Below are 12,499 nucleotides of genomic sequence, written 5' to 3'. Positions count from 1 at the left end.
CCGTCCCGGCGCTCTTGCCCGGTTTGCCCATAACCGACACGGCGACGTCGGGGCCGCTCACACGCCGCTTGTGATTTTTCGCCTTTTTCAGGCTCGCCGCTTGTGAATTAAACCCTATTGCGCTCCTCTGGTTCATACGCTAACGATACACTCCATAGCATCAGATGGCGTCGCCGATCTTTTTTACGTTTCAACCTCATGAGGTCGAGATGAGACTTTCCACCAAAAGCCGTTATGGGACGCGACTGCTGCTCGACATCGCCCTCAACGACAAGGACGGCCCCGTCCGCATCCAGGACACTGCGGAAAGACAAAAAATTTCCGTGAAATATCTTGAACATATCGCTCAGATACTGCGCAAGGCGGGTTATCTTACCAGCACTCGCGGAAAGAAAGGCGGCCATTCCATCGCCATGCCCCCGGAGAGCATCTCCCTGGGGGAAGTCATCAAGCTTTTGGAAGGCGACAGTTGTCTCGTTGATTGCGGCACGTCGAGCGATCATTGCGAGATGTCTGACAAATGCATCACCCGAATGCTCTGGATGGACGCCAGCAGTGCCATGTTCGAGAAACTGAACACATTCACGCTGGCCGATCTCATTGATCAAGCCCGCTCCGGCGCATTCCCGCGCGCCTGTCCCGGCGGAAACAAGGGGGGAAAGATCCTCGACCTGAACTGACCGCCCAACTTCCGTCACCTTTGCGTCCAAAACATCCTTCCTTACGATCTTTCCATCCACACGTCGTTCCCCGCCCGCAGCAGCCCCAGCGAGGCACTCCAAAAAAAACGGGGACGACGTTTCCGTCGTCCCCGCTCGATACGTTGCGTGCGAGGTGTTCTTCACGCGGAGGCGGCCCTTCGGACTATTCCTCGTCCTCTTCCTTGGGCTTGAGATGCTCGGGCACGATGACCATGCTCAGAAGCAAAGGCTTGAGGAAGGACCAGGAGATGCCGATCGGGTACTCTTCCTCCAGGTCGCGGATGGCGTCCCAGCAGTTGTGGCAGGGCGAAATCACAGTCTTTGCACCGGTTGCCAGAATCTGCTCACGCTTCATCAGAAGCGCCCTGTTGCGTTGCGGCCGGAACATGCCGATGCCGTTGAACCCGCCGCCACCGCCGCAGCAGTAGTTGTGCTCTTTGTTGGGGGTCATTTCGATGAAATAGCCGGGCTCGACGATGTAGCTCAGGATTTCGCGGCCGATTTCCGCGAGACCGTAGTTGCGGATGTAGTTGCAGGAGTCCTGGTAGGTGACGGGCACCTTGAGGCGCTTGGTCGGATCGATCTTCAGCTTTCCGGTGCGTAGCGCCTCGGCAACCCATTCGACGTAGTGGATGCAGGGCACGGGCGGCTGGCCGTCAGGCCTTCCCGCCCAGTATGGCCCTTCGATGACCGTGGCCCGGTGCGCGTGGCCGCACTCGGTGCCCACCATGCGCTTTGGACGCAGGCGCTCCATGGCCGCATACACTTCCATGACCTGCATCTTGCAGGCTTCCCAGTCGCCCGCGAAAAGCGACAGCGAGGTCTGCTCCCATCCCCTGCTCGGAACGGTCCAGTTCTCGCCCGCGATGTGGAAGAGGATGGCCGCCTCGGCCAGGTCCTCCGGATAGTGCTTGGGCTCGCGGGCGTTGCAAGTGTACATGATATCCGCGTCTTCCTTGTCGACGGGAATCTCAAGCCCAGGCCACTCGTCCTGCTGCTCTTCCGCCATCCACTCGCAGGTCTCCACCCACTCCTCGGGGGTGACGTCCATCTGGGCGCGATAGACGCGGTGCATGCCAGCACCGATCTTGAGCTCCCAGGGAACAAAGCCCTGCGAATTGAGGATGCCGCGTGTGTAGCTCATCATCACGCCGATATCGATGCCGTGCGGACAGTACTGGGCGCAGCGGTTGCAGCAGGTGCACTTGGACCAGGCAACCTCCATGGCATAGTGCATGAAGGCGTTGTCCACGTCGCCGTTGCGGCGCACGATCTCGCCAAGCGTGGACTGGATCTTGTAGGACGGCACCTGTTTGGGATCGCGGTTGTTGACCAGATACAGAAAGCAACTGTCCGCGCACATGCCGCAGCGGGCGCAGATGTCCAGCCACGTCTTGAGACGCGACTTGAACGTGTTTTTGAGCGTCGTGCGGAGCTTGTCTTTGTCCACGTCGAGGGATTTCATCTCCTCGTAGTACTGGCGTCCCCTCGTGTCCGCGAGAAGCGCCTTGAGCTCCGTATCGTTCTGAATGGGCTTTCTGTTGCAATAAACGCCTTCAGGCATGACAGATCTCCTCGTCTCGCTTCTCGCGGGTTACCAAACGATACCCCGGCCCTTCATGCCACCGCGCTTGATACCGAAGTCCATACCGATCTGCGCCCTGGTACAGAAAAAGAGCGCGATGTGGGACAGCTTCGTGAACGGAGCGGCGATCAAGAGGGCCTCGGCCAGGGCCACATGGGCCAGGAGCCATCCATCCCCGCTCGTCTGCTGCGTGGCGGAAAGGAATCCGGTGGCGAGCACGGACAGGCTCAGGATGAGAATGAACCAGTCGTGCGGGGTGGTCAGAATTCGCACCTCAGGCAGGGCGATCCGGCGGATGGCCAGAAAAACGCCCGCTATGATGGCCATCACGACCAACGCATCCGCGACGGCGGTCGGCAGCGTGGGCCAGGAAACGCCCCAGGCGCGCTCGATGAGCATAACGTGCGCATAAAGGAAGATGGGCACGAAAACCAAGCCGATGTGGAACAGGAAGAACATCGCCGAAAAGACAGGATTCTTCTGCCAGCACTTGGGCTTGTAAGGTATCAGCCAGAAAAGGATCGACTTAAGCGCCCACAAGAAGCCTTGGCCTCGGAAGTGCCCGTAAGCCACGCGATCGAGCTGCCAGCTCAGACCGCGCACGTAGAGCACGACACGGACGCCAAGGCCGACGAAGAACACCAGGAAGGCGATCCAAAGCATGGGGCCGGTAAGAAAGCTGTACATATCCGATTCTCCCCCAGGCTAGTCGTCGTGACCGCCGTGCTTGATGTTGAAGCGTTCGTGGTCTTCCTCGCTTCTGTCGAGAAGGAATACCCACACGCCGACCATGGCGACCAGGACGAGCCCCATGAGGACGTAAGTCAGTCCCTTGCTGTGGAGCATGAAGTCGTGCAGCGTATAGAACATGGTGAACCTCCCCCACCGCTAGTGGTGGGATTCCTTGTATTCGGGGTGCTCATGGAAGATGGGCATCCTGGTGACCACGAATCTGAAGACAAACACGCCCACGGTAACGATGAAGAGCGAGATGACGATCTCCATCCAGTGCGGGAAATACCTGTCCGAGGAAGGCAGGTGGTAGTTGAAGGCCACCAAGCTCACGTTGAAGCGGTTGAGCACGATGCCCAGCACACCGAGAACGGCGGCCCAGCGGATAATGATCAAGTTCCGCTCGCGGGCGCCGATGGCGTAGAGCAGCGCGGGAAGCGCCACGAAGCCGAGCAGTTCGAACAGGAACCAGGATCCCCAGCCAGTACCGAGGTAGTGCCAGTTGCCGTCCATGGCCAAGCCGAAGAGCTTCAGCGCCAGATAGCCGCACATGATCACGCAGGCGGCCTTGGAGAAGCCGAACGCGACCAGGTCCGAGGAGTCGAGATGATCCTTGTCCATCTTGTGATGGAAGTGCCGGTGCGAGAGCGTGCTCTCGAATATGACCATGGACATGCCCGCGAACATGCTCGAGACGAAGAAGAACAGGGGCAGATACGAGGAGTACCAGAGGGGATGCAGCTTTGACGGCGCTATGAGGAAGAGAGCGCCGAGCGACGACTGGTGCAGGGTCGAGAGGACCACGCCGAAGATCGTCAGCAGCAGCGTGAGGCGGACGACCAGATCCCGCACCTTCTTCCGTCCCAGCCACTCGAGAGCGGCGGGGCTGAACTCGATGAAGAGCACGGTCAGGTAGAGGAAGACGCACAAGCCCACTTCGAAGAGCAGCGACGTGGTGCCCTGGGAGACGAAGATGGGGTACGGCAGCCTCCAAGGCTGACCGACGTCATAATGCAGGGCGAAGACCACCAGGGCGTAGCCGAGGAAGGCCGTGAGAATGGCCGGCCTGACCGCGCCGTGGTAGCGCTTGAGCCCGAAGATGTAGCAGGCCGCAGATGTGGTATAGCCACCCGCCGCGAGCGCGACGCCGCACAGCAGGTCAAAGGCGATCCACACACCCCAGGGGTTGTTGTCGTCAAGATTGGTCACGGCTCCGAGTCCGCCAGTAAAGCGCAGCACCGTGACGACCAAGCCGAGCAGGAGGATGAACCCGCCGACCACGGTAAAGGGGGTAAGCCCCGATTTCGTTTGTTCCGGATGCGACATCGACGGCCTCCTACTCCTGTTTCTCTTGCTGCGCGGCTTTTTCGAGAGCCTTGCGGATTTCGGCGTCGAGTTGACGCTTGTGCGCGGTTTCGGCCTTCTTCAGTTCGTCGGCCACGCGCTGTTCGGCGCGCGCTTCGGCCTTGGCTACGGCTTCGCGCACCGCCTCTTCCCGCTCTTCCCTGGCCACGCGGTCCTTACGCTTGGAGACGACGTAAACGCCGGTCAGGAGCACCGGCCAAAGGCCAACGACCACGGGAACTGCAGCCAGCGCCCCGGCGGTGTATTCAGGGGCGGAGGTCGTCCCAAGGTCCTCGCGCAGCCCGATTTTCTCAAATGGCGCGCCGGACAAATATAGCCAGTTCGTACCGCCCATCTCGTGTTCGCCGTAGATGTGATCGACGTACTTTCCGGGCTCGTTCTCGATGCGCCGTCTGGCGATCTTGATGAGTTCGGACCGCTTGCCGAAGATGAGGGCCTCCTTGGGGCAGGCTTCGACGCATCCGGGCAGCTTTCCTTCCAGCAGACGCGGATGACACATCGTGCACTTGCGAACCCGGGGGTTGAGCGCCGAATGATATTCATACGTCGGAACGCTGAAGGGACACGCGATCATGCAGTACCGACAGCCGACGCAGACCTTTTCATTGTAGATCACCGCGCCTGTGGGTGTCTTGGTGAACGCCTTGACAAAACAGGCCGAAGCACAGGCCGGTTCCTGGCAGTGGTTGCACTGGTTCTTGACGAACACGGGCGGACGCCCCGAAACAGGGGAGTACTTGTTGACCACCGTGTAGGTCGAGAAGTCCGTGCGCCGTCTTTCATCCAGAACCTTGAGATCGTCGAACGGACGCTCGGGTTCGGGCATTTCGTTGACAACGTTGCAGGCGGCCTCGCACTTGCGGCAGCCAATGCACTTCGTGGCGTCGAAAAGAACGCCCGAGGCATCGGGGTAGCCCGTGAATTCCTTGCCGCTCGCGGCCTTGGCGGTGCTGGGCACCGCAGCGCCCAGTCCCGTTCCACCGAGTAATTTGAGGAAAGTACGTCTTTCCATTTTCGCCCCGCTACTTCTTCTCGACCGAAACGCCGGTGCGTTCCTTGTGGCAGCCGGTGCAATCCGTCGCCGCCGGAACCGGCTTGGCGTCGGGCGACTGGCTGTAGACCTTGCCCTCGATGCCCATCATGGTGTGGCACCCCATGCACTGGCCATGGTAGGCCGCCATGAGTCCCGGACGCCCGGTGGCGTCGCCACCCGTCTTGGCCGGATGGCAGCTCGCGCATTTGGGAGGATTCTTCGACGGGGGCGAGTTGTGATGGCAGCTCGCGCAGACCGCGAATTCGGCAGCGTGGAACGTCTTGGCCAGATCGTCGTCCTTGATGCGGTCGAGCATGGCGAAAACGATCCTGCGATGCGGCAGCTTCGAGGCCTCGTACTTGTCGACCAGGGCGTCGATGGTCACGATGTCCGGGACGTCCTCGGCCTTGAGCACATGCGGAGCGGGTCTGGCCCTGATGAGCATCTGGGCCAAGGCTTGGCTGTCCTCTTGCGATTTCACCCCGGCCAGCATGGCCGTGTCGATCTTGAGATGGCAGGGAGCGCAGGTCGCCTCGGTAACGGCGGGCTTGCCGGGCATGAGCCCATGGCAGCCGATGCAGCTCTGATCCTGCTGCAGTTGCGTATGGCAGCCGACGCAGCTTTGCGTGGCGTTCCTATCATGCATAGCCTGCTCAAGGCCGATGAAGCCGCCCTTGGCGTCGCCGACGACTGTGTGGCAGGCGCTGCTGCACGAGTCGAGGCTGGCATGGTGGCAGGCGACACAGGTCGAGACCTTGTCCTCGTGAGCCTTATGGTTGAAAGGTACAACGCCCATGGGCAGCACCTTGACTTCGGGCGAAAATTCCACGCTGCCCCTGACCAAAGCGGCGTCAGGCTGGCCACGCTTGATCCTGAGGGCGTCTTCCCTCGCTTCGATGGCAGCTTTCTTGTTGCGCTCGGCGATCTGCTCCTGCGCGGATGCGGAGTGGCAACCGGCACAATCGAAGGGAGCCTTGATAGTGCTGTTGGGTTCGGTTGTACGCTCCAGGTGGCAGGCCACGCACTCGCCGTGCGATGCCTTACGCAGACTACGGACCGTGACGGGCTTGGGCCCTTCGATCACGGTCGGTTCGGCCTTGTGGCAGTAAACGCACGCGCCGGGAACGTCCTTCTCCTCGACTGCGGGCACAACCTTACCGGCCGTTTCGTCCCACTGATGGTGGCACACGCCGCACTTCTGTTTGTCATCGGCGTAGATCTTGGTGTGACGATAGTGCAAGCTGCGATCGACGGTCACGGGAAGGGACTCGATCTCCAGACCATGGTCCAGACGGTGACAGTTGCGACAAGCTTCGGCCGTGGGCCCGCTCTTCTCGCCGGCCTTGACCAGATCGACGTGACAGTTGATGCAACCATCGTGATAAATGTTCTTCGCCTCAACCTTGGAATCGCCCAGTGGCTTCATAAAATCCAAGGTCATCTTGCCCTTCTCGTCGGCCGGATGGCACGTCAAACAGCCCTTCTCGCTCCACTCCGGGCGCTTGGCGAGGGCTTCGGTGTGTTTGTCGTGCATGAACATGACCACGGATTCCTCAAGAGGACCGAAACGGGTCAGCGCGTCGATGGCGATGACATCCGCCCGTCCCTTGTCCACCTGGCCGCCCTCTCCCGCGCTGCCGACCGCTTCCGAGCCGATGAATCCGGCCAGGAAGAACGCGGCTGCGAACAAGGAGCACAAGAGCGCAACGGTTTTCTTCTTCATGAAAGGCTCCCTTGCTTGACCTCGACCAATAAAAACCCACACACACACTTTCCACTACAACTTGGAGGGTCGGCCGCACCACGCGCCGATCACCCCAACACCCCTGCATCCTGAACCCCAGTCGAACCACACAAAATCGGCTGGTTGTTCAGGTCATTTCGCAATCTCCTGCAAGGCTTTGATCCCCTATCATGCCCACAACGTCTCCGCAACCATACCACCGTACCAAGGCATCTCTTATGTATATTTAAGCAGTATGAATTCGAGAACTTAGCTTTACCAGAACCCACGGACAGTTACGCTGCCCAATGCCCCCATGCCCCATCGACGAGGAATGCCGGCATATCGATTTGGGCAAAAAATCACAAATCAAAGTCGCAAAATACGCCCGAGATTGCCCCCAAAAGCTGAACAAGTCTTCAAATTGCCGACCACACCGGCATGAATTTTACAATTGTCTGAAATAATAAGATAAAGAAAAAAAATCGGACGAACACCCGGCGAATATCCCACCTGGACATTCCTGTGGTAGCCACTCGCCCCCCTCCCCAAGAACCTTGTAACCTCCCAAATTCCATGTTTTTGAATGATTTTTTTGCCCCCTACCCGCCCCCCAATACTACTTTTATCTAAAATACACTTTAGCAGTATAATTTTCTTGCCAAAAGGAACTCCGAAGGTATAGAAGCGACTTCGTCGTCGCCTGATCGGGGAAGTCGCGATCCACGATCGCTTGGTTTCGACGCGGCCCCCGGCCCTTGCGCGGTCGAGGAACGGGGCCAGGGAACAATTTTCGATCACCACGAATCAAGGAGTTTTGATCGCCATGAAGAAACTTCTCATCCTCGGTTCCGGCGCCGGCGGCGTCATGGTTGCGACGAAGATGCGCAAGAAGCTCGACGAAAAAGAGTGGAGCATCACCATCATCGACCGCTCCTGGCAGCACCACTACCAGGCCGGCTGGCTCTTCGTCCCCTTCGGCATCTATACGATCAACGACTGCATCAAGCCCCAGACCGATTTCGTGCCCAAGGGCGTGACCTTCGTGCAGGACGAGATCACCAACGTCGACCCCGCAGCCAAGCGCGTGACCACCGCCAAAGGCAAGTACGAATACGACTGGCTGGTCATCGCCACCGGCTGCCGCATCGCTCCCGACGAGATCGAGGGCATGGAGGACGGCTGGGGTGATGACATCCACAACTTCTACACCCCCGACGGCGCCGTGGCCCTGGCCAAGAAGCTCAAGCACTTCGAGAAGGGAAAGCTCGTCCTGAACATCGCCGAGATGCCCATCAAGTGCCCTGTCGCCCCGCTGGAATTCGTCTTCCTGGCCGACTGGTTCTTCTCGGTACACGACACCCGCTGCAACATCGAAATCGAGTTGGTCACGCCGCTCACCGGCGCCTTCACCAAGCCCGTGGCCGCCCAGATCCTCGGCAAGCTCTGCGAAGAGAAGAACATCACCATCACCCCGAGCTTCGAAATCGGCTCCGTGGACGTCGGCCGCAAAGTCATCGAGTCCCACAAGGGTGAAGAGGTGAACTACGACCTGATGATCGCCATTCCGCCCAACCTCGGTTCCAAGGTCATCATGGACAGTGAGATCGGCGACGTCATGGGCTACGTGAACACCGACCACCACACCCTGAAAGCCAAGGACTTCGACAACGTCTACATCATCGGCGACGCCACGAACGTCCCCACCTCCAAGGCCGGCTCCGTGGCCCACTACGAGTCCGACATCGTATGCGAGAACCTGGAGCGCGAAATCGAGGGTCTGGCTCCCCTGCCCGAGTTCGACGGACACTCCACCTGCTTCATCGTCACCGGCTACGAGAAGTCCACGCTCATCGACTTCAACTACAAAGTCGAGCCGCTGCCGGGCAAGTACCCCTTCCCCGGCGTGGGTCCCTTCGACCTGTTGGGCGAGACCTTCACCAACTACTGGGGCAAGATGATGTTCAAGTGGGTGTACTTCAACCTCATGCTCAAGGGTAAAGAATTGCCGCTCGAGCCTCAGATGTTCATGGCAGGCAAGAAGATCATCGGCGCTTGCAGCATGTAGGAGGGAGAGGAATGAGCATCGAACAGCAGATCCTCGAACGGCTCGAGCGTATCGAGACCGAATTGGTCGAGGCGCGGCAGGCCCGGCAGGCGTGGGAGGATCTGAAGCACGACATAGAGCCTTTGACCAAGCAGGCCTTCAAAATTGCCTTGAAGGAGCTTGGCGAGGTCGAAGCCGGCTTCCAGCTTGAGGACACCTTCCTGCTCGTCAAGCGGTTCCTGCGCAACATCGGCAACATGGCCTACGCCCTGGACCAACTCGAAAATGCGATCGAGATGTGGCACACGGCCGAGCCCATGCTCAAATCCACCATGCACCAGGTCATTCGCTACCTGGGAACCCTCGAACAGCGCGGCGTGTTCCGCACTTACGAGGCCATGATCGAGGTCCGCGCCAAAGTCGCGGAGCAGTACGGCCCCGAGGACATCGAAGCCATGAGCGAAGGCTTTGTGAAACTCATTGGCATGCTGAAGAAAATCACCACCCCCGAGATGCTCGACATGCTGGAAAAGCTCTCGGAACTGCCCACGCAGATGAAGATAGAGGAAGCCAAGCCCGTCGGCATGTTCGGGCTGATCGGCGCCATGAACGATCCCGAGATGAAGAAGTCGCTCGGCGTCGTGCTCCAGATGACCAAGGCCCTGGGCAAACTCCAGGAGGCCTAGGGAAAAACCCGCACACACACGCATGAAGACCCATCCGGGAACGGAGCGACCTCGCAATCTCCTCGCTCCGTTCCCGCAAAGGGTTGCAATTCGCCAACCCGGCCGCCCTGGCGGCGCGGCGCGAGACGAGGACAAGGAAATGTCGGAAAAAAAGACGCGCATCCTGATCATCGACGACGATCCCGAAATCGTAAGCTACCTCACAGACATCTTCCAGGACGCAGGGTACGAGACGCTCTCCGCGGGCAACGGCGTGGAGGGCATCGAGGTGGCCCAGACCAGGAAGCCCGACCTCATCACCCTGGACATGGACATGCCGGGCCGCGGCGGGACGCTCTTTTACGTGAAGATGCGTCAGGAGCCCTACCTCGCCGAAATCCCGGTGGTGGTCATCAGCGGCGTCGGCCCCAGGCCGCCCGCCCTGAACAAAAGCGTTCCGGTCATTCAAAAGCCCATCACGCCGGAAGTCGTGCTGGAGACCGTGAAAAAAATGCTGGCGAAATAGTTGCTTCGCCGGGTTGCGAGCCGATCCGGCGAGCGTGCTTCCCGGCTCTGCCGAATGTTGCGGGCATGCCTCCTTTGGGGGCATGCCCGACCCGGCGTCGTCTCGACGCGATGCCGCGGACTTCACACCGGCCGGAACTCAGGCTTCCGACCGACGCTTGACGGGTGATCGCGGATGAACAAGGAACGGATCCTCCTCGTCGACGACGAGGAAGCCCTGCGGCAAGTTCTCACCCTCTCCATCGAGGATCTCGGCTACGAGGTCATCTCCGCAGAAAGCGGCGAAAACGCCCTGACGATCATCGAACGAGCCGATCCGGCCATCGTGCTCACGGATATCAAGATGCCCGGGATCGACGGCGTCGAGCTGCTCAGGCGCCTGAAGGGCCTGTACCCGGACGTCGAGGTCATCATGATCTCAGGCCACGGCGACATGGACCTCGCCATTCAAAGCCTGCAACACGGCGCCACGGACTTCCTGACCAAGCCCATCCGCGACGAGCTTTTGCAAAAAGCCCTCTCCCGAACCCTGGAAAAGATCGTCATGCGACGCCAGTTGCGTGAACACACCCGCAACCTGGAGCAGATCGTCAAGGAGAAGTCCGCGCGGCTTGTGGAACTTGAACGCCAGATAGCCGTCGGCCAGGTGGTGGAAGGACTTTCTTCAGCCATGAAGAGCCTCGTGGAGACCTTCGAGGACGGCCCGAGCTACTTCAACGAAATGCCCTGCTTCATTTCCATTCACAACCGCTTCCTGGAAGTCGTGGCCGTCAACCAGCTTTTCCGGGAACGCCTGGGCGACATGGTCGGCCGCAATTCCTGGGAAGTTTACGCCAACCGCCAGGGTAGCGGCAACGCCTGCCCGGTCTGGATGACCCTGAACCTAGGAAAAGGGCAGCGCAGCCGTGAGACCCTTGTGGACAAGGAAGGAACGGACATTCCGGTCATCGTCCACACCGCGCCCATCGCCAGCAAGGATGGCAGCGTCGAACTTGTCATCGAGATTTCCGTGGACATCACCGAGGTCCAACGCCTCCAGGAGGATCTGCGTGCCACGCGAGAGCGCTACCAACGCCTCTTCGACGCCGTGCCCTGCTACATCTCCGTGGTGGATCGGGATTTCAACGTCATCGAATGCAATCGCCGCATCCGCCAGGATTTCGGCGACTGTCGCAGCGGCAAATGCCATGAGAGCCTGCACCGCCGCGAGGATATCTGCGAGCCGTGTCCCATCCTCGACACCTTTGCGGACGGCGAGTCGCACGAACACGAGACCGTGGTCACCACCCGCGACGGCAAGCCCCGTAACGTCCTCGTCCAGACCGCTCCCATCCGCAACCAGAGCGGGGAGATTGAGCAGGTCATGGAGATTTCCACCGACATCACCCAGATACGAGCCCTTCAGGACCATCTCTCTTCGCTCGGGCTCATGCTCGGCTCCATGTCGCACGGGGTCAAGGGGCTCATCACTTCTCTCGACGGCGGCATCTACAAGGTCGAAGCGGGGCGCGCGCGCGGTGACCAGAGCCGCATCGACCAGGGGTGGGCCATCGTCAAGGATAAGGTCGAGCGCATCAAGAAAATGGTGCTCGACATTCTTTATTACGCCAAGTCGCGCGAGCCTGCGCTCGAACTCGTCGATCTAAACGATTTCGCGGACAACATGGCCGCGACCATCCGCCCCAAGGCGGAACAAAAGGGCGTCACCTTCGTCCTGAACGTTCCGCCGAGCCTGGGCATGATCGAAATGGACGAAATAGCCATGGCCTCCGCCCTGATCAATTTTCTGGAAAATGCAGTGGACGCCTGCGCGGAAGACAAGACAAAATCCGGTCACGAGATCCTCTTTTCCGTGCGTTCGGAACCCGACAACGTCGTCTTCGAGATCCGAGACAACGGCATGGGCATGGACAGGGAAACCAAGGAGAAAATGTTCACCCTCTTCTTCTCGTCAAAGGGATCGAAGGGAACAGGGCTGGGTCTGTTCATCTCCAACCAAGTCATCGAACAGCATGGCGGCCGCATCGTGGTGGAATCCGAACTCGGCATGGGCACGACCTTTTCCGTGTTCGTGCCGCGCGACAGGCCCTGAGCGACCCAGGCCCGCCCGAATCGCCTGAACC

Annotated in this window: 11 protein-coding genes; 5 read left to right on the top strand and 6 right to left on the bottom strand. The window is 59.8% G+C overall.

Going from position 1 to position 12,499, the window contains the following annotated elements:
* The first annotated feature begins 209 nt into the window (after positions 1-209).
* Positions 210-680: an RrF2 family transcriptional regulator gene (locus tag DSAT_RS13880; RefSeq protein ID WP_020888166.1), complete on the top strand. Its 471-nt coding sequence runs from the start codon at positions 210-212 to the stop codon at positions 678-680.
* Between the two features lie 184 nt (positions 681-864).
* Here the strand turns inward: DSAT_RS13880 and hmcF are convergent, their stop codons facing one another.
* Genes hmcF through hmcA form a run of 6 tightly spaced genes read right to left on the bottom strand, consistent with a single transcriptional unit; the run spans position 865 to position 7,139 of the window.
* On the bottom strand, positions 865-2,265 hold the full coding sequence (gene hmcF / locus DSAT_RS13875; protein WP_020888165.1) for a sulfate respiration complex iron-sulfur protein HmcF: 1,401 nt from the start codon (positions 2,263-2,265) through the stop codon (positions 865-867).
* A 30-nt stretch (positions 2,266-2,295) separates the two neighbouring features.
* A complete protein-coding gene (hmcE, locus tag DSAT_RS13870; protein ID WP_020888164.1) occupies positions 2,296-2,973 on the bottom strand; it encodes a sulfate respiration complex protein HmcE in 678 nt (225 codons plus the stop codon).
* Positions 2,974-2,991: 18 nt separating this feature from the next.
* The gene (gene hmcD / locus DSAT_RS15645; RefSeq protein ID WP_020888163.1) at positions 2,992-3,156 is read right to left on the bottom strand and encodes a sulfate respiration complex protein HmcD; all 165 of its coding nucleotides are present in this window, start codon (positions 3,154-3,156) and stop codon (positions 2,992-2,994) included.
* Positions 3,157-3,174: 18 nt separating this feature from the next.
* Positions 3,175-4,344: a sulfate respiration complex protein HmcC gene (gene hmcC / locus DSAT_RS13865; RefSeq protein ID WP_020888162.1), complete on the bottom strand. Its 1,170-nt coding sequence runs from the start codon at positions 4,342-4,344 to the stop codon at positions 3,175-3,177.
* A gap of 10 nt (positions 4,345-4,354) precedes the next feature.
* A complete protein-coding gene (gene hmcB / locus DSAT_RS13860; RefSeq protein WP_020888161.1) occupies positions 4,355-5,395 on the bottom strand; it encodes a sulfate respiration complex iron-sulfur protein HmcB in 1,041 nt (346 codons plus the stop codon).
* A 10-nt stretch (positions 5,396-5,405) separates the two neighbouring features.
* Positions 5,406-7,139, bottom strand: a complete 1,734-nt coding sequence (gene hmcA / locus DSAT_RS13855; protein ID WP_020888160.1) for a sulfate respiration complex hexadecaheme cytochrome HmcA — start codon at positions 7,137-7,139, stop codon at positions 5,406-5,408.
* 826 nt (positions 7,140-7,965) lie between these two features.
* On the opposite strand from hmcA, the gene sqr reads away from it, so the two are divergent.
* The 4 genes from sqr to DSAT_RS13835 all read left to right on the top strand — a co-directional run bounded on the left by sqr (position 7,966) and on the right by DSAT_RS13835 (position 12,468).
* Positions 7,966-9,207, top strand: a complete 1,242-nt coding sequence (gene sqr, locus DSAT_RS13850) for a type III sulfide quinone reductase, selenoprotein subtype (protein WP_020888159.1) — start codon at positions 7,966-7,968, stop codon at positions 9,205-9,207.
* Between the two features lie 11 nt (positions 9,208-9,218).
* Positions 9,219-9,872, top strand: a complete 654-nt coding sequence (locus DSAT_RS13845) for a helical membrane plugin domain-containing protein (RefSeq protein ID WP_020888158.1) — start codon at positions 9,219-9,221, stop codon at positions 9,870-9,872.
* Between the two features lie 139 nt (positions 9,873-10,011).
* Positions 10,012-10,377 (top strand): response regulator, encoded by a 366-nt coding sequence (locus tag DSAT_RS13840; RefSeq protein ID WP_020888157.1) that lies wholly within the window; start codon positions 10,012-10,014, stop codon positions 10,375-10,377.
* A gap of 174 nt (positions 10,378-10,551) precedes the next feature.
* Complete coding sequence (locus DSAT_RS13835; protein WP_020888156.1) at positions 10,552-12,468, top strand: hybrid sensor histidine kinase/response regulator; 1,917 nt, start codon at positions 10,552-10,554, stop codon at positions 12,466-12,468.
* Positions 12,469-12,499 lie beyond the last annotated feature (31 nt).

The organism is Alkalidesulfovibrio alkalitolerans DSM 16529 (assembly GCF_000422245.1).
GTDB classification, from domain to species: Bacteria; Desulfobacterota; Desulfovibrionia; order Desulfovibrionales; family Desulfovibrionaceae; genus Alkalidesulfovibrio; species Alkalidesulfovibrio alkalitolerans.
This window is presented reverse-complemented; position numbering and strand designations above follow the sequence as displayed.